Annotated in this window: 19 protein-coding genes; 14 read left to right on the top strand and 5 right to left on the bottom strand. The window is 54.3% G+C overall.

Annotated elements, in window-relative coordinates; translation table 11 throughout:
• Positions 1-3: 3 nt before the first annotated feature.
• The 3 genes from AB0A83_RS06315 to AB0A83_RS06325 all read left to right on the top strand — a co-directional run bounded on the left by AB0A83_RS06315 (position 4) and on the right by AB0A83_RS06325 (position 1,450).
• Positions 4-624 carry a hypothetical protein gene (locus AB0A83_RS06315; protein WP_367155722.1) on the top strand — a complete coding sequence of 207 codons (621 nt, stop codon included), beginning with the start codon at positions 4-6 and terminating at the stop codon, positions 622-624.
• A 99-nt stretch (positions 625-723) separates the two neighbouring features.
• Positions 724-1,143, top strand: a complete 420-nt coding sequence (locus AB0A83_RS06320) for a hypothetical protein (protein WP_367155723.1) — start codon at positions 724-726, stop codon at positions 1,141-1,143.
• A gap of 16 nt (positions 1,144-1,159) precedes the next feature.
• On the top strand, positions 1,160-1,450 hold the full coding sequence (locus tag AB0A83_RS06325; RefSeq protein ID WP_367155724.1) for a hypothetical protein: 291 nt from the start codon (positions 1,160-1,162) through the stop codon (positions 1,448-1,450).
• Between the two features lie 50 nt (positions 1,451-1,500).
• Here the strand turns inward: AB0A83_RS06325 and AB0A83_RS06330 are convergent, their stop codons facing one another.
• The 3 genes from AB0A83_RS06330 to AB0A83_RS06340 all read right to left on the bottom strand — a co-directional run bounded on the left by AB0A83_RS06330 (position 1,501) and on the right by AB0A83_RS06340 (position 5,054).
• Positions 1,501-2,889, bottom strand: a complete 1,389-nt coding sequence (locus AB0A83_RS06330) for a sensor histidine kinase (RefSeq protein WP_150047456.1) — start codon at positions 2,887-2,889, stop codon at positions 1,501-1,503.
• Positions 2,882-3,556, bottom strand: coding sequence for a response regulator (locus AB0A83_RS06335; protein WP_367155725.1), 675 nt, complete (start codon positions 3,554-3,556; stop codon positions 2,882-2,884). The genes AB0A83_RS06330 and AB0A83_RS06335 overlap by 8 nt, the downstream gene beginning before the upstream one ends.
• A 118-nt stretch (positions 3,557-3,674) precedes the next feature.
• Positions 3,675-5,054: an L-serine ammonia-lyase gene (locus AB0A83_RS06340; protein WP_367155727.1), complete on the bottom strand. Its 1,380-nt coding sequence runs from the start codon at positions 5,052-5,054 to the stop codon at positions 3,675-3,677.
• Positions 5,055-5,654: 600 nt separating this feature from the next.
• On the opposite strand from AB0A83_RS06340, the gene AB0A83_RS06345 reads away from it, so the two are divergent.
• The 8 genes from AB0A83_RS06345 to AB0A83_RS06380 all read left to right on the top strand — a co-directional run bounded on the left by AB0A83_RS06345 (position 5,655) and on the right by AB0A83_RS06380 (position 17,398).
• Complete coding sequence (locus AB0A83_RS06345) at positions 5,655-5,960, top strand: hypothetical protein (RefSeq protein ID WP_367155729.1); 306 nt, start codon at positions 5,655-5,657, stop codon at positions 5,958-5,960.
• 322 nt (positions 5,961-6,282) lie between these two features.
• On the top strand, positions 6,283-6,744 hold the full coding sequence (locus AB0A83_RS06350) for a DUF4381 domain-containing protein (RefSeq protein WP_367155730.1): 462 nt from the start codon (positions 6,283-6,285) through the stop codon (positions 6,742-6,744).
• The gene (locus AB0A83_RS06355) at positions 6,741-7,733 is read left to right on the top strand and encodes a VWA domain-containing protein (RefSeq protein WP_367155731.1); all 993 of its coding nucleotides are present in this window, start codon (positions 6,741-6,743) and stop codon (positions 7,731-7,733) included. Before AB0A83_RS06350 ends, AB0A83_RS06355 begins: the two co-directional genes overlap by 4 nt.
• Positions 7,733-9,613 (top strand): VWA domain-containing protein, encoded by a 1,881-nt coding sequence (locus AB0A83_RS06360; protein WP_367155733.1) that lies wholly within the window; start codon positions 7,733-7,735, stop codon positions 9,611-9,613. Before AB0A83_RS06355 ends, AB0A83_RS06360 begins: the two co-directional genes overlap by 1 nt.
• Positions 9,614-9,879: 266 nt before the next feature.
• Entirely contained in the window at positions 9,880-10,995 is a 1,116-nt protein-coding gene (locus AB0A83_RS06365; RefSeq protein WP_150047461.1) for an efflux RND transporter periplasmic adaptor subunit, read from the top strand.
• A gap of 14 nt (positions 10,996-11,009) precedes the next feature.
• Positions 11,010-14,168: an efflux RND transporter permease subunit gene (locus tag AB0A83_RS06370; RefSeq protein ID WP_150047462.1), complete on the top strand. Its 3,159-nt coding sequence runs from the start codon at positions 11,010-11,012 to the stop codon at positions 14,166-14,168.
• Positions 14,169-14,173: 5 nt separating this feature from the next.
• Entirely contained in the window at positions 14,174-15,613 is a 1,440-nt protein-coding gene (locus tag AB0A83_RS06375; protein ID WP_367155735.1) for an efflux transporter outer membrane subunit, read from the top strand.
• 99 nt (positions 15,614-15,712) lie between these two features.
• Complete coding sequence (locus tag AB0A83_RS06380; protein ID WP_367155736.1) at positions 15,713-17,398, top strand: BatD family protein; 1,686 nt, start codon at positions 15,713-15,715, stop codon at positions 17,396-17,398.
• A gap of 60 nt (positions 17,399-17,458) precedes the next feature.
• Here the strand turns inward: AB0A83_RS06380 and fae are convergent, their stop codons facing one another.
• On the bottom strand, positions 17,459-18,010 hold the full coding sequence (gene fae, locus AB0A83_RS06385; RefSeq protein ID WP_150047465.1) for a formaldehyde-activating enzyme: 552 nt from the start codon (positions 18,008-18,010) through the stop codon (positions 17,459-17,461).
• A gap of 138 nt (positions 18,011-18,148) precedes the next feature.
• Here fae and AB0A83_RS06390 point away from each other — a divergent pair, with 138 nt between their 5' ends.
• Both AB0A83_RS06390 and AB0A83_RS06395 read left to right on the top strand, forming a co-directional pair.
• A complete protein-coding gene (locus AB0A83_RS06390; protein ID WP_150047466.1) occupies positions 18,149-19,021 on the top strand; it encodes a fumarylacetoacetate hydrolase family protein in 873 nt (290 codons plus the stop codon).
• 100 nt (positions 19,022-19,121) lie between these two features.
• Complete coding sequence (locus AB0A83_RS06395; RefSeq protein WP_150047467.1) at positions 19,122-19,619, top strand: hypothetical protein; 498 nt, start codon at positions 19,122-19,124, stop codon at positions 19,617-19,619.
• A 51-nt stretch (positions 19,620-19,670) separates the two neighbouring features.
• Here AB0A83_RS06395 and AB0A83_RS06400 read toward each other — a convergent pair whose 3' ends face one another.
• The gene (locus tag AB0A83_RS06400) at positions 19,671-21,560 is read right to left on the bottom strand and encodes a potassium transporter Kup (protein ID WP_150047468.1); all 1,890 of its coding nucleotides are present in this window, start codon (positions 21,558-21,560) and stop codon (positions 19,671-19,673) included.
• Positions 21,561-21,766: 206 nt separating this feature from the next.
• Here AB0A83_RS06400 and AB0A83_RS06405 point away from each other — a divergent pair, with 206 nt between their 5' ends.
• Positions 21,767-22,576 carry an energy transducer TonB gene (locus tag AB0A83_RS06405; protein WP_367155737.1) on the top strand — a complete coding sequence of 270 codons (810 nt, stop codon included), beginning with the start codon at positions 21,767-21,769 and terminating at the stop codon, positions 22,574-22,576.
• The last annotated feature ends 103 nt before the right edge of the window (positions 22,577-22,679 follow it).

Below are 22,679 nucleotides of genomic sequence, written 5' to 3' on the forward strand. Positions count from 1 at the left end.
TTCATGTCAATAAAATCAATTATTTATGGAATTTTATTTCCGGTCGGATTTGTATTGATGCAACCCGCAAGTGCGGCGTTCATCAACTTAACCCCCTCCAGCACGTCGATATTACTCGGCAATACGGTACAGGTGGCAATTTCGGCGGATATTGATGCGGCGGAAGCCATCATAGGCTTAGGGTTCGATCTCTCGCTAAATCCCGGCGGGCTGTTTGATTTTGTTGGGTTTACGCCCGGAGCGCTGTTCGCAGATGATCCTTTATATCTTGCCCCATTAAGTGACAGCGACGGTATTCGCGGTGCGTCAAACGGTGATTTGTTTACCGGCCCCGCCATTTATGGAAGTGATATTCTGCTGGGCACCCTACACCTAAAAGCTGTCGGTATGGGGACGGGCGTTGTTAGCCTGTTGGCGGATGACCTAAATTTCTTTTTCACGGAAGGACTTATTCCTGAAGACCCCGGGCTTGTCAATTTTCTTCCCCCCGTTACCGACGCGAGTATCACTGTTACCGCAAACAATACAATTCCGGAGCCGCCTCTGGGCATACTCATCGGCATTGGCGTAGCAGCAATGCTGCGATCCGAGCCAAGACTGCGAAGGTATGATGTAAACCGTTGATAGATGGGTTGTAAGCGAAATGGGCTATCAGCTGCCGGTCAATGCCTGCTTCAGGATTACGCTATCGTTAGCAAAGTCTAACGCGAGGAGATTATTTCAATGTCAGCAGACATCTTGCTCACGCTGATGGCAACGGCTATCGTGCAATCGATTTTCGGTGCGGGGGTTTTATTGTTCGGTACGCCGATTTTGCTGTTGCTCGGCTACGATTTTGTCGATGCTTTGGTGGTCTTGCTGCCGATTTCCTTGGTCATTAACGGCCTGCAAATTGCCAAACATCATGCCAATATTGATGTTGGCTTTTATCGCCGCATCCTCTGGCTGAGCCTGCCGCCAATTGCGCTATTTCTGTTCATCGTCACGCATGCCCGAATCAACATCGGTTTGTTCATCGGTGCGTTTTTGCTGTTTATCGCGCTAAAGGATTTTTCGGCCGGTGCGGCTCGCGCGATAGATGTGCTGATGAGATACGAAAAGCCTTACTTTGTGATGATGGGGGGTCATCCATGGGGCGAGTAATCTCGGCGGCTCGTTGTTGACGGCACTGGTTCACCACAAAGCTTACCCGAAAGATACTGCACGGGTTACAGTAGCTTCCGCCTATGCCACTTTTGCGCTTGTGCAGTTGCTGACCTTGTTTTTATTTAGCGGGCAGCAAATCGAAATTACTTTATACGACGAAGCGATTTATGCCGTGATCGCCTCGCTGGTCTTCGTCATGACCGATGACATGCTGTATTTGAATATTGACCAAAGCAAATATCAGCACCTGTTTTCGGTTTTTCTCGGGCTGTCGGGCATGTTGTTAATCGCCAAGTCTTCATAACCAGCCTCTGCGCAATTTGGCACAGTAGCGGCTCTAAGACGGAGACGATTTTAAGTCTCGGTTAGCGATTCAAACCCGATTTCAATGCGGGTGCCGCGGCCGCCGTGGCCGGCGCCTATCTGTATCCGCGCGGCGTGCAGTTCGGCGATTTCCTTGACGATGGCCAAGCCCAGCCCGCAACCTTCGCCGGGACTGCCAGGGATGCGATAAAAGCGCTCGAAAATTTTGTCCAGCTCGTTTGCTTGAATACCGGGGCCATCGTCTTCGACAATCAAGCTTGGTTTCGGCGTTGCCTGGATTTTTACCCCGATATACCCGCCCGGCTTGCCGTAATCAATGGCGTTATCCAGGAGATTGCTGAGTAATTCTCGCAACAGCGTTGCATCGCCGGCTACCCGGACGATTTGTGCCGGCGCGTCAAAGCCCAATTCGATAGTACGTTCTAAAGCCTTGGGTACCCAGTCCATCGCACAGTTGCGAGCGAGTTCGGCCAAGTCCGTCGCTTTAAATTCCCGCGCGCTTTGCAATATCGATTCGGAGCGGGCCAACACCAATAATTGCGTGCTCAAATGAGTGACGCGGTCCGCCGAGTGCTTGATATGCGTCAGGGCCGGCTTCATGCTTTCGATGTTATCCGTCAATAATGCCCGTTCCGCGTGCACCTTCAAACCGGCCAACGGGGTGCGTAATTGATGGGCGGCATTTTCAATGAATCGCTGCTGGCTCTGCAGATTGGCGCTCAGTCTGTGCAGCAAAGCATTGATGGTGTGCGTCAGCGAACGGACTTCCAGCGGCACGCCGGCATCCGGAATGGGATTTAAGTCTCTCGCGGAACGTTGGGCGATGAGTTTGGCCAAGTCGTTTAAAGGCCGGAGTCCGCGGTTGATGCCGGTCCAGATGTGCAAACCGGTAATCAATACCAACAAAATTTGCGGCAACACCACTGCAAATAGAATTTCATTCATCATGCTGCGGCGTTTGTTGAGCGTTTCCGCGACCGAGACCAGCACGTCGCCTGATTCGTCAGCGGCGCGGCGAGGCTGTACAGAAACGATGCGAACCCTTTGGCCCTGGATTTCCCCGTCATAGTAAAAAGGTTCCTGCTTGGTGAATAGGGTCGGCGCCGAGCTGGGAAATCCCTTGTCGCCGGATACGAACTCTCCCGTCGCCGATTCGATTTTGAAAAAGGTTTTATCCATGGCATCCCAGCGAAAGACTTCGACGGCATCGGGCGGCAATTCGAAACTGGTTTTGTCTTTTTGCTCCTCGACTTGTTGAGCCAATGATTTGGCCGAATCCAATAACCAGCGGTCGTAGACCAGGTCTGCATAATGCAGGGCGATGAAGTATGACACCGCGGCATCCAGCATGACGACGACAGTCAACGGCACCGTCAGGCGCAATAACAGCTGGGCCCGTAAGCTTTGCGGTTTACGCATCCTTGCTTTGCTCCAGAAGGTAGCCGAGTCCGCGCACCGTTCTTATGCCTATCCCCAGCGGTACAAGGCGTTTGCGTAGCCTATGCACGTAAACTTCAATGGCGTTGTCCGCCAGTTCTTCCGCACGATCGGCAAGGCGTTGGGCAATGCTATCCTTGCTCACCACGTGCCCGGCGTTTAACAACAAGGCTTCCAGCACGCCGTATTCCCGCGGCGGCAATAGCATAGGCAGGCCATCCACGCTAAGTTGTAGATTACGGGTGTCCAGGCGCAAGCGGCCGTAGCCGATGTCGTGGCCGTAGCCGCCGAGACTGCGCCGCAGCAAGGCTCGGATTCTGGCCTCCAGCTCCCGCAATTCGAAGGGCTTGGTCATATAATCGTCGGCGCCCAGCTCCAAACCGCCGATGCGGTCGCTCAGGCCGTCGCGGGCGGTGAGTATCAATACCGGAATGGCCGACTTGCGGGCTCTTAGCTGCCGCAACAGTTCGCGTCCGTCTAGGTCCGGCAGTCCCAAATCGAGTATAAGCATGTCGTAAGGCTGGGTACACAATGCACTACCCGCATAAGTGCCGGTCACGGCCAGCGTAACGTCGAACCCCCAATCGCTAAGACTGCGGGAAAGGCCGTCGCCCAATGACGCATCGTCTTCGACTAATAAAATTCGCATGGAAAGATCAGGATTGAAAGGTTGGAGAAAGCTTGCACGGCTGTGCCGGTTCGGTTTGCTAAACATACTGAAGCAACTGCTCCTGTCAAGATTAACGCATGGCAATCACTCCGGCCGATCAACATTCAATCAAATTCACCGCCAAACCACCCCGTGAAGTCTCCTTATATTTGGTTTTCATGTCGGCGCCGGTGTCGCGCATGGTCTTGATGACTTTATCCAGCGACACGAAATGGCTGCCGTCGCCGCGCAAGGCGATGCGGGCGGCATTGATGGCTTTTACCGCGCCCATCGCGTTGCGCTCTATGCACGGTACCTGCACCAGGCCGCCGACCGGGTCGCAGGTCAGGCCCAAATTGTGTTCCATACCGATTTCGGCGGCGTTTTCCACTTGCGCCGGGCTGCCGCCCAGTACTTCCGCCAGCGCGCCGGCGGCCATGGAGCAAGCCACGCCGACTTCGCCCTGGCAGCCGACTTCGGCCCCGGACAGCGAGGCGTTTTCTTTGTACAAAATCGCAATCGCCGCGGCGGTCAACAAAAAGCGGATCACGCCGTCTGCGTCGGCATCCGGACAGAAGCGCCAGTAATAATGCAACACCGCCGGGATGATGCCGGCGGCGCCGTTGGTCGGCGCGGTCACCACCCGGCCGCCGGCGGCGTTTTCTTCGCTGACCGCCAAGGCGAATAGGTTGACCCATTCCATGGTGCCGACCGGCAGATTGGGCGTTTGCCGCGGAATTTCGCCGCTGAGCTGGCGATATAGATTGGCGGCGCGGCGTTTGACCTTCATGCCGCCCGGCATCACCCCTTCTTGGCGCAAGCCGCGTTCGACGCAGGCTTGCATCACTTGCCAGATGTGCAGCAACTTGGCGCGGATTTCGGCTTCCGGCAGCCAGGCCTTTTCGTTGCGCAGCATCAGTTCGCTGATCGGCTGGCGGTGAGTTTTACACAGTTTCAGCAAGGCGTCGCCGGTTTTGAACGGGTAGGGTAGGCAGGTGTCGTCGTTGTCCAGCTTGTCCTGCGCTGCCGCCGCGCCTGTGACTACGAAGCCGCCGCCGACCGAGTAGTAATCGCTTTGCAGCAATTCGGCGCCGCCGACATCGTACACGGTGAAGCGCATGCCGTTGGAATGAAACGGCAGGACTTTACGCTGAAACAGCAAATCGGTTTTTTCGTTGAACGGCACGGGCCGGCGCTGCAGCAGGCGCAGATGGCCGGATTCTCGGATCGCCGCCAGCCGGGCCGGAATGATTTCCGGATCGATCAAATCCGGCGTTTCGCCTTCCAACCCCAACAGGACGGCTTTATCGGTGCCGTGGCCTTTGCCGGTGGCGCCCAGGGAGCCGAACAATTCCACTTTCAAGCGGGCAACTTGCTCTAGCCGGCCTTGCTCGGCCAATTTGCCGGCAAAGGTCATGGCGGCCCGCATCGGCCCGACGGTGTGCGAGCTGGACGGGCCTATGCCGATTTTGAAGATGTCGAATACGCTGATGGCCATGATTCACCCGATTGGTGCGGAAAGTGGGCAGGAAACGGTTAACGCTGAAATCCAGCAATTGCTGTGCCGCTCCGCCACCGTAGCATATCCGGTTGGCGTATGCGGCTTAATGTCGAACGCCGTAACTATCCCTTACCAAGTCTTAGTGTGTATTCTGAAATTAACATGCCATTTGCACTTGTCAAAGTCCGGGTTGGCGTGCCGTGCGACGGATTCCGGGCGGAGAGTATTTTAGAGCCGGAGGCAGCTGATTATTCGCAGCTAAAGTGCGGATCATCTTTGCTTATTACTAAACATTGTTCAATTTCATGCGCTGGATGCGGAAACGAAGTGTTGGCGAACAACGGTTACGGATAGTTGACCCGGGTTATCGCAAAATTATCGGGTTACTTTGTCTGTCTTGCTATTAAGGCGATCGTTGACGGAATAGTTTTAAGCCATTGAATGATCCTAACGTTCATGAAAAAGCGGCATTCACCCCAGCAAATAAAAGTTTTTCTGTGGGAGCGACGCCCTCGTCGCGACGAGGGCGTCGCTCCCACTATGACTTTCATAGTAAAGACATTAATTCGCCAATCAAGCATAAGGGCTTAACCGAAAGTGATCCACTGTTTGACCTGCTATCAAACCCAATACTACGCATGGCTGTTGACTCGTCGCTCGGCGGGCGACAGCGTGGAGTCGTTGGCGTCCACCTTGGTCGATGCCCAAGTAGACCTTAATCCGCACCAGGTCGAGGCGGCACCGTTTGCTTGCAAGAATCCGCTTTCTCGCGGTGTAATTCTGGCCGATGAAGTCTGCTTGGTGATTTCCCGGCACTGGGCGGAACGCCGTTGGCAGATTTTAATGACCGTTCCCGCCAACTTGCGCAAGCAATGGTATCAAGAGCCTCCTGCGTCAGCGTAAACGCGATGGCTTGGTTGCGGAAACAAAGGCTTGCACTTGGTCCGGTGTTTTTAATCCTTGAGTTTGTATGGTCACGATCATGCCTCCATGATCCCAACTTTTGCGCTTCCGGGCTCATCTCACGCTGGAAATACAGCACCTCGCTCAGGCTCATGTGTCATTGGACAAGGCTTGGGCTATCCGGCGGAACAGACATAGGTATAATGGCCTGATGAAGTGCCGACCGCATATAGGGAACTGTCGAATCAATATCCTGTCCTCAATGGGTCGCCGCCTGTGGTTGCGGACGGCGGATTGACTCTGTTCGGGTATCGTCGAAAACATGGATCAGCTACCTTTAAAAGACATTCATTTACCGCAAACCATCGGCTGGTGGCCGCCGGCTCCCGGCTGGTGGTTAGTCGCATTGGCGCTTGGGCTGGCTGTGTGGGCCGGCGTGCGTTGGTTTAGACGTTTACGCCGGCTGCCCGTTTATAAGGAAGCTCAACGCGTATTAAACGACTTGCGCGCACAAGGCGGAGATAGCCGAACGATCGTCTCCGCCTTATCCGAATTGTTGCGCCGGGTGGCTATTTCCGGCCAGGCAAGAGAACAAGTCGCCAGCTTGCGCGGGGAAGCATGGCTGAACTATTTGGACCGCTCTTTGCCGGATGCACCTTTCAGTCGTGGATTGGGGCGCTGCCTGGCCGACGCCCATTACCGGCCGGAATTAGCGGACGTGGACGTGGCGGCTTTGTTCGATTTGTGTGAACGCTGGCTGAAGCAGCAGGGAAAACAAGGATGATCAATTTTCAATGGCCGTGGTTACTTGCCGTGATGCCGTTGCCGTTGCTGCTGCGCTGGTGGTTGCCGCCGAAACCGCAAGCCGAGCAGGCAGCCCTGATCGTACCGTTTTTGGATGATTTGCCTAGCCGGGTGCCGCGTTACGTGGTTAATGTGCAAACCTGGCCTTGGCCTTGGCGCTTGGCGGTTATGGCCTGGATATGCTTGGTGGTAGCCGCTACCCGGCCGCAATGGCTGGGCGAGCCGCTGGAGCTGGCCGTCAGCGGACGGGATTTGATGCTGGCAGTCGACGTGTCCGGCAGCATGGAAGAAAAGGATTTTGTCATCAACGATAAGCGCTACGATAGATTGACGGCGACCAAATACGTCGTCAGCGATTTCGTGCAGCGCCGGGTAGGCGATAGGATAGGCTTGGTCTTGTTCGGCACCAGGGCCTATTTGCACGTGCCGTTGACCTTCGACCGCAAAACCGTGGAAACCTTGTTGAACGAAGCGTTCATCGGCATTACCGAAGACGATCCGCAAACCTCCATAGGCGACGCGATCGGTTTGGCGGTCAAGCGGCTGGAAAACGAAAAAAGCGAAAGCCGCGTGTTGATATTGCTGACCGACGGCGCCAACACCGCCGGCGAATTGACGCCGCTGAAAGCCGCGGAAATTGCCGCCCGGCACCATCTGAAAATTTATACCGTCGGCATAGGCGCCGACGAAATGCTGGTCCGCAGTCTGTTCGGGACCCGGCGGGTCAACCCGTCCGCCGATTTGGACGAAAAGACCTTGCAAGCTATCGCCAACACCACCGGCGGACGCTATTTTCGGGCTAGAAATACCGAGGAATTGGAGCAGATATACAGCTTATTGGATCAATTGGAGCCGGTGGAAAAAGACAAACAATTTTTTCGGCCTCGCACCGATTTGTTCTATTGGCCGTTGGCCGCCGCAGCCTGTTTGGTCGCGGGCTTGGTGTGGCTGCGCTTGAGGACGGCTTGATGGCGAGTGAGTTTCATTTTCTGCGTCCCTGGTGGTTGCTGGCTTTAGTGCCGGCGGCCGCGTTGCTGTTTGCCTTGTGTATTCGGCCGTTGCGGCGCGGCGACTGGTTACAGGTTTGCGACCCGGAACTCTTGCCTTACATTTTGCGGCAACAACCGCAGCTACGCCATGCGGCGGCTTGGCTGCCGCATGGCGTAGCGGTGTTGTTGACGGTATTGGCCTTGGCCGGGCCGACTTGGCAGCGTTTAGCAGGGCCGGCGTTTCGTAACGATTCCGCATTGGTGATTGCGCTGGATTTATCCAAATCCATGGACGCCGGCGACTTAAAGCCCAGCCGTCTGAGCAGGGCCCGATACAAAATAGCGGATATATTGCAACAACGTAAAGACGGGCAAACCGCGCTATTAGTTTATAGCGGCGACGCTTTTACCGTGACGCCGCTGACGACCGATACGGCGACTATCAACAGTCAACTGGAAGCGTTGACGACCGGGATTATGCCCAGTCCCGGCAGCAATACCCGGATAGCCTTGCAGCGTAGTGCGGATTTGTTGCGCCAAGCCGGTTTGACGCAAGGCAATATTTTATTGGCCACCGACGGCGTGGAAGCCGACAGCGTTGCCGCAGCGCGTGAGTTAGCCGCCACCTACCCGGTATCGGTTCTGGCGTTGGGCAGCCCGGAAGGTGCACCTATCCCGTTATCCGGTGGAGGTTTTTTGAAAGACGCCGGCGGCAATATCGTGATCGCAAAAACCGATACCGATCAGTTGGCGGCACTGGCGGCGGCAGGCGGCGGAGTGTTTCAGGCCGCCACCGCCGACGACGCCGACGTGGAACGGCTAAGTCGTTTGTTTAATCGTCCGCTCGAAGATGGGCGGGGGCCGCAAGCCGATTTGCAGCTGCAGCAATGGGACGACAAAGGCCCTTGGTTATTGCTGCCGGTTTTGGCTTGGGCGGCTGTACAGTTCAGAAAAGGTGTGTTGCTTTTGGCGTTTGCCGTTCTGCTGCCCTTGCCTAAACCGGCGATGGCTTGGGATTGGCCGGATTTTTGGCGGACGTCGGACCAGCAAGCGCAACAGGCCTTCGACCGGCAAGCGTATGCGCAAGCGGCCGAGACCTTCACCGATCCCGAATGGCGCGCGGCGGCCCACTATCGGGCAGGGCAGTACCAAGCGGCTGCCGATACCCTGAAGGATGTCCAAACTGCCGACGGTCTATACAATCGCGCTAATGCATTGGCAAAAGCCGGGCGGTTGCAGGATGCGCTAACAGCCTACGAGCAGGCCTTGCAGCACGACCCCAATCACGCCGACGCAAAATACAACAAGCAACTGGTCGAACGGCAGTTGCAGCAGCAACAAGCGCAAAACCAACAAAATCAGCAAGATCAGAAAGATCAGAAAGATCAGAAAGATCAGCCGTCGTCGGACTCGCATTCCAGGCAACAAGAGGGCGCTTCGGCTGAAAATTCTCGGCAAGAGTCTCGGCAAGAGTCTCGGCAAGAGTCCGGCGAGCTGCCGAAACCGGCCGAGGCCGAACAGGCGTCCCCCCAATCCGCAGCCTCGGAACTAAATGCCCAAGCTGCTAATTCGAGTTCGGATGAAAATCCAGCGAAATTCGATGAGGACAAAAAGCCTGAGCGGGAAGAGTCGTCGGATTTGCCGGACGACGCGCGGCGGCCTACCAATAATCCTAAGCCCGACCAAGTCCGGCATTCGGGACAAAAACAGGCGTTAGCCAGCGACGAAGACGAAGCGACTCGTGCCAATCAACAGCTGTTAAAACGCATTCCGGACGATCCGACCGGATTGTTAAGGCGAAAATTCAAGTTTCAATACGGACAGCGCGACCCGCCCGGGTATTCCGGCCCGGATTGGTGAACCCGGATGGGGCGCCAGTTCGATCGAGTGCATGGCGGCTTAGGCCGAAGCCGGAAGCGAAGCGGTTTCTCGCGCTTGCAACGGCTCTGCAAGCCCGTAAAGTTCGCACGCTTTTGAGCGATTTACTGCACTCTGTCATTTATTAGTATCCGATTAATGACCGGGTATGCCTTTATTTAACGATAGAATTAGTTACGGTTTTGTTTTAGCGCCGTATCCGGCTATTGCACCTGCCGAAATATAATTCGTACAGATCGCGATTTAATATGAACTATCAGCAAATATTGTTTATTTCTAGCGCTATTTTGGTTCAGGCCTGCGGCCAGCAGCAAGAGCATAAGCTTAAACTAGAAACTTATCAGGTGATTACTCCGTTGGTGAAGGATACGGTTTATATCAGCGAATATGTCGCCGAAATACAATCGGTGCGCTACGTGGAAGTTCGCAGCAAGATCAAAGGTTTCATCGAAAAGAATTACGTGGACGAAGGCCAGATCGTCAAAAAAGGCCAATTATTATTCACGCTGAATTACTTGGAGTTCGAAAAGGAACTGCAAAAAGCCGAAGCCGATTACAAAGCGGCGTTAGCCGACCTGAAGGCGGCGGAAGTCGAATTCGGTAACGTCAGGCATTTGCAGGAAAAAAACATCGTCTCCAAGGCGGAATTGGATGTATTGCAGGCCAGGGTAAATGCCTTGAAGGCCAAGGTGGAAGAAGCCGTGGCGCATAAAGAGCAAGTGGCTTTGCATTTGTCGTATGCGCAGATCAAGGCGCCTTACGATGGCATTATCAACCGCATACCACACAAAATGGGTAGTCTAGTTGAAGAAGGCGATATGTTGACCTCGATTTCCGATAATCACGAGATTTTTGCCTACTTTAATTTATCGGAAATCGATTATCTCAATTATATTTCCAGTGGTGAGAAGGAAATAAAAACGGTGAGTTTAAGGCTTGTTAATAACGAAGTTTATCCTTACAAAGGTAAAATCGAGGTAATAGAAAGCGAGTTCGATAAAGAAACAGGAAACATCGCATTTCGGGCTCGATTTCCCAATCCGGACGCCATATTGAAACACGGGGCAAACGGAAAAATTATCGTAGAAAAGCAGCTGGAAAATGCGCTGATTATTCCGCAAAAATCTACATTCGAAATTCAGGATAAAACCTATGTATTCACGGTAGATAAAAATAACGTGTTAAAACAGCGCAATATCGTGCCTAAAATGCGCTTTACCGATTTTTATGCGGTGGAGTCCGGTTTAAGCAAAGACGAAAAATTAATTTTCGAAGGTGTAGAAACCGCCAAAGACGGGGCCGCAATCGAACCGGTTTATGTCGATCTGGCGGCGGTTATGCCTATGGACGGCAAAGCCGAATAAACGGAGTCAAGCCCATGACCTCTAAATTCATCCATCGTCCGGTCCTGTCCATCGTCATTTCGGTGTTGATAACCTTGATCGGACTACTCTCATTGCTACAAATGCCGATCACCCAATTTCCGGATATTGCGCCGCCGGAAGTCACGGTGACTACCAAGTTTACCGGTGCGAATGCGGAAGTGGTGGTCAAAGCGGTGATTACCCCGTTAGAACGGGTGATCAACGGCGTACCCGGCATGAGTTACATGTCGTCCGTGGCCGGCAACGATGGCAGTGGTTTGATTAGCATCGTATTTAAACCGGGGACCAATCCGGACGTGGCGGCGGTTAACGTACAGAACCGGGTATCTTCGGCCATGGACGAACTTCCGGCCGAGGCGATCAAGGCCGGGGTGATCGTCGAGAAGGTGCAAAACGCCATGCTGCTATACATCAATATCCTCAGCACCGATCCCGGCATAGACGAAAAATTTCTGTTCAATTTCACCGATATCAACGTGCTCAAGGAGCTGAAGCGCATAGAAGGCGTGGGTTTCGCGGAAATTTTGGGCTCCCGCGAATATGCGATGCGGGTATGGCTGAAGCCGGACAAATTGGTGATGTACAACATTTCGGCCAACGAAATCGTCGACAAATTGAAAGAGCAAAACGTCGAGGCGGCACCGGGCAAGATAGGCGAAAGCTCCGGCAAAGAGGCGCAGGCCCTGCAATACGTGTTGCGTTATACCGGCAAATACAATACCCAGGAAGGTTACGAAAACATCGTGTTGTCCGGCAGCGATAGCGGCGAAATCGTCCGCTTGAAAGACGTTGCCGACATTGAATTCGATTCCAAGGATTACAACGTGTTGTCCAAAGAAAACGGCAGGCCGTCCGCCGCAATTTTGCTGAAACAGCGGCCCGGCAGCAATGCCAAAGAGGTGATCGAGAACATCAAGAACACCATGGCGACCATTAAAGCCAACTCGTTTCCGCCGGGTATGGATTACAACGTCAGCTACGACGTGTCCAAATTTTTAGACGCGTCGATACACGAAGTACTGAAAACCTTGTTCGAAGCGTTCGTGTTGGTTGCGCTGGTAGTGTTCATCTTTTTGCAGGACTTGCGTTCCACCGTGATTCCGATTATCGCCGTGCCGGTTTCCTTGATAGGTACCTTTTTCTTCATGCAATTACTGGGTTTTTCGCTGAATCTGATCACCTTGTTCGCCCTGGTGCTGGCGATCGGCATCGTGGTGGATAACGCCATCGTGGTGGTGGAGGCGGTACACGCCAAAATGGAGCACGCGCACATGGGGCCCAAACGCGCTACGGAAGCCGCGATGCGGGAAATCAGCGGTGCGATTGTGGCTATTACCCTGGTCATGTCGGCGGTGTTTATACCGGTTTCGTTCATGGAGGGGCCGGAAGGGGTGTTTTACCGGCAATTTTCGTTGACCATGGCAATTTCAATTGTGCTGTCGGGGGTCACCGCTTTGACCTTGACACCGGCTTTGTGCGCGATGTTTTTGCAAAACTTGCACGACCATAACAGCCGGGAAGCCTCGCGGATGCAAACGTTTTTCGGCGGTTTCAACCGTTGGTACGACGGCTTGTCGGCGCGGTACAAACGCATTATTTCCTGGATCGGCAACCGGACTCTGGTGACCTTCGCATTTTTGCTGGTGTTTTCGCTAGGTGCCGGCTTGATTGGCTCCACGGTGCCGTCGGGTTTTATTCCGGAAGAAGACCAGGGCACGATTTACGCCAATATCACTACCCCGTCCGGTGCGACGTTAGAGCGGACCGAGAAAGTATCCAACGAGGTGCGCAAAGTGGCGGCGGAGTTGACCGAAGTCGAGTCGGTTTCCAGTTTGGCGGGCTATAGCATTTTGTCGGAAGGCACAGGTGCCGTGTACGGCATGAATCTGATCAGCCTTAAAAATTGGGAGGAGCGGCAAGCATCCGATAAAGACATCATCAAGTCGTTGGAAGAAAAAACCCGTTACATCAAAGACGCCAGTGTGGAGTTTTTCACGCCGCCGCCGGTGCCGGGCTACGGTAATTCCAGCGGTTTCGAAATGCGCTTGTTGGACAAAACCGGTTCCGACGATCTGGGCAAGCTGCAGAAAGTCGCCGACGCCTTTGTGGAAGAGTTGAATAAAAGGCCGGAAATCAGCAATGCATTTACTACTTTCAATGCCGCTTTTCCGCAATTCGTTTTACATATCGACGGCGACAAGGCCGCCAAAATCGGCGTGACGGCGGACAATGCCATGAGTACGCTGCAAACCTTGATAGGCAGCGAATACGCCACCAATTTCATTCGCTTCGGCCAATTGTATAAAGTAATGGTGCAAGCCTTGCCGGAATACCGCGCTCAACCGGAAGATTTGATGGAGTTGTACATCAAAAACGATGCCGGCCACATGGTGCCGTTTTCCTCGTTTTTAAGCGTGGAAAAAGTTTACGGCCCCGAGCAAATCACCCGCTACAACATGTACACCTCGGCCTTGGTCAACGGCCAACCGGCTTTGGGATATAGCAGCGGCCAGGCATTGGCGGCGATCAAGGCTGTCGCGGCGCAAAAATTGCCCAAGGGTTACGGCTACGATTGGGCCGGTTCGTCGCGCGATCAGGCCAACGCCGGCCACCAAGCTATATACATCTTTATGATTTGTTTGTTGTTTGTTTATTTGTTGCTGGCTGCGCAATACGAAAGTTTTTTGCTGCCTTTCGCGGTGCTGTTGTCGTTGCCGATAGGCGTGTTCGGCGCGTTGTTTTTTTTACTGTTGATGGGTCTGGAAAACAATATCTACGCGCAAATCGCCATGATCATGCTGATCGGCATTTTGGGTAAAAACGCGATTTTGATTATCGAGTTCGCCGCCCTGAAGCATAAACAAGGCAAAAACCCGTATGAAGCGGCCATAGAGGCTGGGGTTTTACGCTTAAGGCCGATTCTGATGACTTCGTTTGCCTTCGTCGCCGGTTTGATTCCGCTGATGTTCGCATCGGGAGCCGGCGAAATCGGCAACAACACCATAGGTTCGGCTGCGGCCGGCGGCATGATTTTCGGCACCATTTTCGGCGTCGTCGTGATTCCCGGCCTGTACGTGACATTCGCGAGTATCGCGGACAGACGCTACCCTCAGGGCAAGAAAGAAGAAGCCCCCTTTACCGAAACGATTTAATTTCCATGTTGCAGAAACCAAAACGTTTTATAGCGGCGGCCTGCCTGGCGTTAACCGCCGGTGCGTGCAGCCAGTTGGACACAGAATTGTCCATTCAAAAACCGGAATTGCCGGCCGAATTCAGCGGGTATAAAGATGCCGGCAGCAGCGTTCGCCTGGCGGAAATCGATTGGCGCGATTATTTTTCCGATCCGCAATTGATAGTCTTGATCGATGCCGCAGTCTCCAATAATCCGGATCTGCAAATGGCGTTGCAGCGCATCGAAGCCTCGCGCTCCAGCGTCAAATTGGCCAATGCGGCCTTGTTGCCGAAAGTCGATTTGGCTATCGGCGGCGGTATGCGTAAATTCGGCCAATACACCATGGACGGGGCCGGTAATGCTACCACCGATATAACTCCCGGCAATACCGTGCCGGAGGTGTTGCCGGACATTTTCGTCGGCTTGCAATCGTCTTGGGAAATCGACGTGTGGGGAAAGCTGCGCAATCAACGCAGCGCCGCGGCTTCCAGCTATTTGTCCAGCATAGACGCGGCAAATTTCGTCATCTCCAATCTGGTTGCGGACGTGGCGATCTATTACAACGAGTTGCTGGCGTTGGATCACGAGTTGGATATTATCCGGGCGACGATACGTAAAGAACAGGAAGCCTTAGACGTCATCAAATGGCAAAAAGAAGCCGGGCGCGCCAATGAACTGGCGGTACAGCAATTTCAAGCGGAAGTGTTGAATACCCAGGTGTCGGAAAAAAACGCCTTGCAGCACATCACCGAAATAGAAAACAAAATCAATTTTCTGTTGGGCCGTTATCCTCAACCTATCCCGCGTAGCAAAGAGGTGTTCTTCGTCGAACCCAACCACAGACTTGCGGCCGGGGTGCCGTCGCAATTGCTGGAAAACCGGCCGGACATCCGGGCGGCGGAATTCGACATACAGGCTAGCCAGTTCGATCTGCAAGCCGCTAAGGCCGCGTTTTATCCCAACGTCAACATTACCGCCACTTTCGGTTTTCAAGCCTTCGATCCGGAATTTTTGTTTCAATCCCCGGCTTCTTTGGCTTATTCGGTATTCGGCCAATTGATCACCCCCTTGGTCAACAAAAATGCCTTGGAAGCACGCTTCAACACCGCCAAAGCGACGCAGTTGACTGCGATGTACAATTACCAGAAGACCATACTGAACGCTTACGTCGAAGTGGCGAATCAGTTGTCCAACTTAAAAAACCTGCAACAAGTCAGCGCACTGAAACGGCAGCAAAGCGATGCCTTAAGGCATTCGGTCGAGGTATCCAACGAATTGTATAAAGCCGCCAAAGCGACCTATCTGGAGGTGCTTTACGCGCAACAAAGCGCGTTGCGCTCCAACTTGGAGTTAATCAACGCGACCAAGCAACGGCACGTTGCCGGGATCAATTTGTACAAAGCGCTGGGCGGGGGATGGCAGTAGCGCCGTTTGCACGCTAGGGATAGCTTTTGCGCCGCAACGGTCAGGTGCGGCGGAGGGTTTAGGGTAACGGTTTCCATAAAAGCATCGGTGGCTTCTAAGATGAAAAAATGGCGTTTTTTCTGGTTGGCAGGCGCGTTTGTCTTGATCGGTAATGGGGTGTTTGCGGCGGAAATCCGCGTGAATGTGGATCGCAATCCGGTCAGTCTGAACGAATCGTTTCGCATCGTGTTCAAGGCTGTGGCGCAGGTGGACGGTAGTCCGGACTTCTCCCCGTTGGAGCGGGATTTCGATATATTGAATCAGCAACGCAGCAGCAATATGTCGTGGATCAACGGCAAGAGTAGCCGGGAAGAGCAATGGATACTCGACGTGATGGCCAAGCGGGCCGGAGACTTGACGATACCGCCGATAGCCTTTGGGGCCGATCTGAGCCAAACCGTAAGCGTAAGCGTGACGGATTCCCCGCAAGCGCAGGCTGCCGACAATGCCGGCGAGGATCTGTTTTTACAAGTTCAAGCCACTCCGCAGGCACCTTACGTTCAATCGCAAGTGCTGGTTAGCGTAAAATTTTTTCGCAGGGTACAAGTTGCGCAGGCCAGTTTAACCGAGCCGGATTTGAACGACGCCTTGGTGGAAAAGCTCGGAGACGACAGTACTTATTCGACGCCGATAAACGGCGTGGACTACACGGTCACCGAGCGGCAATATGCGATTTTTCCGCAACAGTCCGGTAAATTGACCATACCGGCTTTAGTCTTGAACGCGGAAGTATTGGGCGGCAGGCAACCGCGTTTTAACGGCTTTTTTAATAGAGCGCCAACCGAAACCCGGAGAGTGAGCTCCGATGCTATCGTCCTGGACGTACAACCCGTGCCGCAAACCTACCAAGGTTCGGCCTGGCTGACGGCGGACAGTTTAACCCTCAGCCAAGTCTGGTCGGACCAAAGTCTGAGCGTTAACGTCGGCGAGCCTTTAACCCGTACCATCACCTTGAGCGCGCACGGGACGACGGTCGGGCAGTTACCGGAATTGGTGGAATCCAACGGTATTGACGGGATCAAAACCTATCCGGATCAACCCTTGTTGAAAGAAGATAAACTCAGCGGCGGTTTGACGGCTGTGCGGCAGGAAAAAATCGCATACATTCCCGGCAAGCCCGGCAGTTACACGTTGCCGCCGCTACAACTGGTTTGGTTCAATACCCGTACGCAAAAAGCCGAGACCGCCAGCTTGCCGGCTGTGACGATACAGGCGGTTGCCGCGGACGGCGGTCAAACCCGGCCGGCCGAAGTCTTGGCCCAAGACGCTTCGACCCGGCCCGATAGTCCGATTGCCGCTGCGAATACAGCCGCAATTCCTAATGATGCCGGTTACTGGCCTTGGTTGTCCGGGTTTTTAGGCTTGGGCTGGCTGCTTACCCTGGTCTGGATAGTGGTTAAATCGCGGCAGGCAAAAGCCGTGGTCGAAAGCGCGCGGCCGGTGGCGCCGCTGTTCGATTTTTCCAAACCGTTGCGCGACGCCTGCCGCCGACACGATCCCCAAGCGGCGAAAAATGTGTTGCTAGCGTGGGGGGCGCAACAGTACGGGGTGGATAATTTGGCGGCGCTGGCCGGCTGTTGCGCGCAACCGCTCCAACTCGAAATCAAGCAGCTAAACCGGTGTTTGTACGCCGGCGATTCCGGCGATTGGGACGCGCACGCCTTGGAGCGGGCCTTTGCCCAGCACGGCAAACAGCCGGATCGCGCGCCGCCGCCGCAAACCTTGGAGCCTTTATACCGGTTGTGAGCGAAACGGGCCGGCGCCTGGCAATAGAATGTCAGGCGCTTTGCACGCTTTATCAGGCATTTACCACTGGGATTCGCCGGTCTCCGGGTCGTACATTTCGTGGAAAATTTTGTGCCGGTTGGCGATGAGCTCGTCTATGCTGGGCGAATTGCTCATGGCGCGTTGAATCGCCAGTTTCATCGCTTCGTAATTGGTGCGGTATAAGTCTTTGCGGTCCAAGTCGGGATTGCCGGCGCAGGAAGGGTCTATCCAGAGCATCGCGATGATGCAGAGTTCGTTGGCTTGCAGCCGAGGGATGACGCCCTCGGCCACGCTGTCGATCACCGCATCGGCCACGGCCGACTGGACCGGGCCGCCGAGTAGGTTGACGTAGTCCGACGATTTGATGGTCACTTTAGGCACCATAATGGTTGCGGGACGCACCTGTTGATTGCAGGCGCGAATCGCAAACATGCGGGTATGTCCGGCGGTTTGTCCCATCAAGTTGGCGAAGGCATGTCCGGCCGGGCCTTTTACGTCGCCGATTAAAATTTCCGGCATCGCGTCGGTACCTTGCCCTTCGCTGGAAAATACCGTTGCTTCCCCTGTTCTGAACCAATACGAATCTGACATTTTTATCTCCTGGATGATGGTTACGAATAACGATTTTTAGCTGAGTGTCGGCGGCGGCATGGATAGGCTTGCGGCTTCGGCGATGCGCGCCGCCGGTACGATACAATGGCGATCTAAATATAGGTGAAAAGGCAAACGATGAAATTGGCGACATATTCCTACGGCGCTAGAATTTGGGTCGGTGCCGTGGTCGGCGACAGCGTGGTTGCGGCGACTGGGGCGGTCGACGGCGCAGGATCCATGCCGGAGTTGTTACAAGCCGGCCGGCCGGCGTTGACGGCATTGCAGGCCCTGATCGATTCCGGGGAGAATAGGCACCCGTTAGCCGAGGTGCAATTGTTGGCGCCGGTGTTGCGTCCGGGCAAGTTTTTGGGAGTAGGGTTGAATTACCCGGATCACGTGGGCGAAACCGGGCTGGAAAAGCCGGAATACCCGACCTTTTTTACCAAACAAAGTACTTGCGTGATCGGTACCGGGGCAGCGATTCATTGCCCGGCGGTTTCCGATAAGGTCGATTACGAGGGTGAATTAGGCATCGTCATCGGCAGGCGTTGCCGCAACGTTTCGGCCGGCGACGCGCCTAGCGTTATCGCCGGTTTTACGATCTGCAACGACGTAACCGTCCGCGATTGGCAACACCGTTCGCCGACTTGGACGCTGGGTAAGTCGTTCGATACTCATGGACCGATGGGGCCCTGGATAGTCACCTGCGACCAGATTGCCGATCCGCATCAATTAAACTTGAAAACCTGGGTGGACGGCGAGTTGCGGCAAAACGCCAATACCGGCGAGATGATTTTCAACGGTTACGAATTGATCGCCTATCTGAGCCAGGCGATGACACTGGAACCGGGCGACGTGATAACGACCGGGACGCCGGCCGGAGTCGGGGTAAAAATGAAACCGCGCGGTTATTTAAAGCCGGGGCAAACCGTGCGGGTGGAAATCGAAGGCATAGGTGCGTTGGTCAATCCGGTGGTCGCCGAGCCGCAAGATTTTTTCGTGGCCTGAAACGTTTTTGCACATCGCTTTCCAGTTAAGTGTCGATTAAGTGAGCATTCGCTATCCTAATATCCGGTTTCGATAAAACAGGCAGGGCCTAGAGGTCGTTATGAAAACCACAACACTATTGATGCTTACTTTGGCGGCTTCAGCTGTGGTTGGCTGTGCGCCTGCGGGCTATCACCGGGGATATTCGAGTTACGGCTACGGTGGGGGCGGTTATTATGACTCCCCGTCTTATTACCAACCCGGTGGAGTCATTCAATACCGGGAAACCTATGTGGTGCCCGGCTATGGCGGCGGGGGGCATGGGCATCACGATTGGCACGGGCACCGTGGCGGCGGACGCGATAGGGATCGCCACGATGGTCATCAGCATAATGGTGGAGGCGGCCGCGGCGGCAAGCAGTGGTCCGGAAATTTCGGCTCGGCGGATGCCTTGGAAAACATGCGCAACAGCAATCGTTCCTGGCGGCAAGACCGTTCGGGCTTAGAGCGCGACTGGCAGGCTAACGGCGGCGATAGGGCCGGAGCCGGGCGTAGACGAGGCGGCGAAGGTTTCGGAAATCACGGCGGCAATCAGCAACATCGCCACCGTAAAGATTGAGATAGCCCGCTACCCCGTGCGGGCGCAAGGCTTTAGCCGTTTTGCCGACGGCTAAAGTTCGATGCGAATCCCCAGTTCTATCACCTTGTCGACCGGAATTCTGAAGAATGCGATAGGGCTGGCCGAATTGTGGGTTAAAAATTTGAACAACGACCTGCGCCAGCCCGGCATTGGGTTGTTTCGCCGGAAAGACAGCCGTTCGCTACCGACGAAAAACGAGACGGTTTTAGAGTCGATTTCCAGCCCCTCGTTGCAGCAGAGTTGCAAGGCGCGCCGCACATCCTGTTCTTCCTGAAAACCGAAATATAATTTCACTCTGTAAAAGTGGCCGCTGTCGCCGAATTCGCGAATTTTAACGCGGTGCGCTTCGTCTACGTAGGGTTCCTCTTTGGTCACTATGGTTAATACCACCATTTTGGCGTGCATCACGTGGTTATGTTCCAGATTGTGCAACAAGACTTGCGGTACGCCGTGCAAGCTGCGAGCCATGTAGATTGCGGTTCCCGGAACTTTGGCCAGCGGGTGTTCGCTGAGTTGCTGCTGCAATTCTTCGAATAACACCCGGCGTTCTTCCAAATATTTGGCCAACATTTCTTTGCCCATGATCCAAGTGGTCATGCAAGCGTACAGTGCGGCAGCCACTACCAGCGATAACCAGCCGCCGGTCGGAATTTTCAAGCTGTTGGACAGCAGGAAGATCATGTCTATCAGTAAAAAGATCGACATAAAGCCGATGCTGCTGAATTTGCCCCACTGCCATAAGATCTGAAAAACCGTATAAGCCAGTACCGTGTCGACTATCATCGTTCCGGTTACGGCGATGCCGTAAGCCGATGCCAGAGCCGACGAGGTTTTGAAGCTTAGAATGACGATGACGACCGAGGCCATCAATAACCAATTGACCGATGGAATGTAGATCTGCCCGGCATTGTTGCGGGACGGATGGAAAATTTCCATGCGCGGGCAATAGCCCAGCTGCACGGCTTGCCGGGTCACGTAAAAAGCGCCGGAAATGACGGCTTGCGAGGTGATTAACGCGGCGCATGCCGCCAAGCCGAGCAAGGGATAGCGCGCCCAAGCCGGGGCTAGCAGATAAAAGGGGTGGCTTGCCGCGCCGGGATTGTCCAGTAGCAATGCGCCCTGGCCGAAATAGTTCAGTAATAACGCCGGAAAAACCAGGCCGAACCAAGCCAGCCGTATCGGCTTCAAGCCGAATTGCCCCATGTCCGCATACAAGGTCTCCGCGCCGGTAATCACCAGCACAATAGCGCTCATAATCACAAAGCTGGTCCAGCCGGTTTCCAGGATTAAACGTACCGCATAGCTGGGATTCAAGGCGGCTAAGACTTCGGGGTGATGAACGATATTGGCGACGCCTAGAAATGCCAGGGTCGAAAACCAGACTAGCATGACGGGAGGGAAATAACGGCTGATTTGCCGGTTGGCCTTGAGTTGCAGAATAAACAAACCGGCAATAAGCAACAGGGATAGGGGGACAATCAAATTCTCCCGTTTCGGTGAAATGACGCTAATGCCTTCCATCGCACCGAGTACGGATATCGCCGGGGTGATGATGCTGTCGCCGTAAAATAAGGACGCGCCCAGCAGCCCCAGCGTGACGACCAGCTTCTTGCGTTCCGGGTTGGTTTTGCAAGCTTGCGAGGCCAAGGCCATCAAGGCCATAATGCCACCTTCGCCTTTGTTGTTGGCCCGCATGATGAAAATCGTGTATTTGCTGGTGACCACCAGCACCAAGGCCCAAAAGATCAACGAGAGCACCCCCAATATGTGTTGAGGGTCTGCCGGTAAATTGCTATCGGCGAATACCTCTTTCAGCGCGTAAAGAGGGCTGGTGCCAATATCGGCAAATACCACACCGATTGCGCTATAGGCCAAGCCGGTTAGCGGCAATTTGGCCGAGTCAGGAAAACTTGCGGGCATACGGTATCTGCAAAAATGAGACAGTTGTGGAAATTATGCCACAGGCAGCAATTTTTACCGCGAATTTATCGGCGGCTATGGATAAAAAATGCCGCGGCATTTTGTTCGAATTAGGAAATTGTAAAGAGATGTTTTTTAAACCTGACAGTCGATGGGTTTATCCCGTAAAATGAGAATCGTTTCCATCCGTTTCTTACATGATTGATATGTTTTTTCTCAATGGCAGGGACGACGGCTTGTCCGGCCCCGCCACGTTGACATTGGGCGGCAGTCCTTCCGAGATTGTCGGGAAATCCCGTTTTCACGCGTTTTTGCGCGGCGAGGAACGTCCCAGGAATATGTGGGTTCTGCTGACCTTGTTGGTGGGGCTGGTGCATGTATTGTTATTGACCTGGCTGTATAAACCCGTCGAAACGCTGACGGAAGCCAAGCCGTTAGTCATGGAAGTATCCATGGTCGTCATCCCGGCCCCCCAACCCCAAGTGGCTCCGCCAAAGCCTGCGCCGCCGCCACCGCCTGCAGCAAAGCAGCCTACCCCGCCGAAAAAAACGCTGCCTAAGCCGCCGGTAAAAAAACCGCCGCCTGTTGTACAAAAGCCGGCCGATTTTGCACCGCAACCCGCGGCCGAACCGGTTGCCGCCCCGGCGGAGCCTGCAACCACTAGTAGCGCCAGTAATAGTCCGGCGACTAGTAGCACCAACACTAGTGCGCCATCGAGTAGTCAGCCGACTTTTACCGAGGCGAACTACCGGGCCAACTATGCCCACAATCCCAAACCATACTATCCGCCGATAGCTAAAAGCCGCGGCTGGCAAGGCAAAGTGTTGCTCAGAGTGCAGGTTTCGGCGGACGGAACCAGCGATGCTGTGAGCGTAGAGACCTCCAGCGGGCACGAGATATTGGACGAATCTGCCGTGGAAGCTGTAAAAAAATGGCGGTTTATCCCGGCAAAACGCGGCGAAACCCCGGTAGCAAGTTCGGTCATCGTGCCTATCAGCTTTACGTTGCGCGACTGAGGTTATGTCGGCGCAATCGTTTCCGCCGGCAGGGAGGCGCGGCCAAAATCAGCATTTGGAAATTTTGATTTTGTTAAGCTTGCAAAGAACCGTATTTGCAAGC

This window comes from Methylomonas sp. HYX-M1 (assembly GCF_040741385.1).
GTDB classification, from domain to species: Bacteria; Pseudomonadota; Gammaproteobacteria; order Methylococcales; family Methylomonadaceae; genus Methylomonas; species Methylomonas rhizoryzae.

Bases quoted from the DNA above. Each gene is read 5' to 3' on its own strand.
- AB0A83_RS06405 (WP_367155737.1), top strand. From the start codon at position 21,767: ATGTTTTTTCTCAATGGCAGGGACGACGGCTTGTCCGGCCCCGCCACG.
- AB0A83_RS06365 (WP_150047461.1), top strand. From the start codon at position 9,880: ATGAACTATCAGCAAATATTGTTTATTTCTAGCGCTATTTTGGTTCAG.
- AB0A83_RS06330 (WP_150047456.1), bottom strand. From the start codon at position 2,889: ATGCGTAAACCGCAAAGCTTACGGGCCCAGCTGTTATTGCGCCTGACG.
- AB0A83_RS06350 (WP_367155730.1), top strand. From the start codon at position 6,283: ATGGATCAGCTACCTTTAAAAGACATTCATTTACCGCAAACCATCGGC.
- AB0A83_RS06395 (WP_150047467.1), top strand. From the start codon at position 19,122: ATGAAAACCACAACACTATTGATGCTTACTTTGGCGGCTTCAGCTGTG.
- AB0A83_RS06340 (WP_367155727.1), bottom strand. From the start codon at position 5,054: ATGGCCATCAGCGTATTCGACATCTTCAAAATCGGCATAGGCCCGTCC.
- AB0A83_RS06380 (WP_367155736.1), top strand. From the start codon at position 15,713: ATGAAAAAATGGCGTTTTTTCTGGTTGGCAGGCGCGTTTGTCTTGATC.
- AB0A83_RS06390 (WP_150047466.1), top strand. From the start codon at position 18,149: ATGAAATTGGCGACATATTCCTACGGCGCTAGAATTTGGGTCGGTGCC.
- AB0A83_RS06375 (WP_367155735.1), top strand. From the start codon at position 14,174: ATGTTGCAGAAACCAAAACGTTTTATAGCGGCGGCCTGCCTGGCGTTA.
- AB0A83_RS06315 (WP_367155722.1), top strand. From the start codon at position 4: ATGTCAATAAAATCAATTATTTATGGAATTTTATTTCCGGTCGGATTT.
- AB0A83_RS06355 (WP_367155731.1), top strand. From the start codon at position 6,741: ATGATCAATTTTCAATGGCCGTGGTTACTTGCCGTGATGCCGTTGCCG.
- AB0A83_RS06335 (WP_367155725.1), bottom strand. From the start codon at position 3,556: ATGCGAATTTTATTAGTCGAAGACGATGCGTCATTGGGCGACGGCCTT.
- AB0A83_RS06360 (WP_367155733.1), top strand. From the start codon at position 7,733: ATGGCGAGTGAGTTTCATTTTCTGCGTCCCTGGTGGTTGCTGGCTTTA.
- fae (WP_150047465.1), bottom strand. From the start codon at position 18,010: ATGTCAGATTCGTATTGGTTCAGAACAGGGGAAGCAACGGTATTTTCC.
- AB0A83_RS06320 (WP_367155723.1), top strand. From the start codon at position 724: ATGTCAGCAGACATCTTGCTCACGCTGATGGCAACGGCTATCGTGCAA.
- AB0A83_RS06370 (WP_150047462.1), top strand. From the start codon at position 11,010: ATGACCTCTAAATTCATCCATCGTCCGGTCCTGTCCATCGTCATTTCG.
- AB0A83_RS06400 (WP_150047468.1), bottom strand. From the start codon at position 21,560: ATGCCCGCAAGTTTTCCTGACTCGGCCAAATTGCCGCTAACCGGCTTG.